The organism is Rhizobium sp. 05L419, assembly GCF_056397845.1.
In genome coordinates this window covers 1-436 of sequence record NZ_JBFTOF010000096.1, presented here as the reverse complement: position 1 = coordinate 436, position 436 = coordinate 1, and the positions used below count along the sequence as shown (strand labels likewise).

Annotated in this window: 2 protein-coding genes; one reads left to right on the top strand and one right to left on the bottom strand. The window is 56.9% G+C overall.

Translation table 11 applies throughout. The features are described from left to right. Positions 1-268: response regulator transcription factor (locus AC1DMK_RS31155; protein WP_477864058.1), on the top strand; the 268-nt coding region annotated here is incomplete at its 5' end. Between the two features lie 29 nt (positions 269-297). Here AC1DMK_RS31155 and AC1DMK_RS31150 read toward each other — a convergent pair. Continuing rightward, positions 298-436, bottom strand: a 139-nt coding sequence (locus AC1DMK_RS31150) for an ATP-binding protein (RefSeq protein WP_477864059.1), incomplete at its 5' end; no start/stop codon positions are given.

The following is a 436-nucleotide window of genomic DNA, read 5'->3' as shown; positions in this document are numbered from 1 at the left end:
ACAGATCGCCGGGCAGAATATGGCCTCTTCCGAGGAGCGAAGGGAGATACTGGAGCGACATCAGACCCTGACGCCGCGTGAAAGCGAGGTCATGCTGCTGGCCATTAGCGGCCTGCTGAATAAGCAGATCGCCGCCGAAATGGGCGTCAGTGAGATCACGGCAAAAGTCCACAAGCGGCGGGTGATGGAGAAGATGAAGGCACGGTCGCTCACCGATCTGGTGCGGGCGGCAGAGCGGCTCAATATTGATCATACCCGACGCCGCTAAGGCCAGGCAGACACCTGGCCTCAATACGATTATCCCAGTGGCAGAGTGAACCAGAAACGGCTGCCGCCTTCCGCCCGGTTCTCTGCGCCTAATTCACCACAATGCTTTTTGATAATCCCTTTGCTGATGGTTAATCCCATGCCCATGCCACTTTTCTTCGTGGTGTAG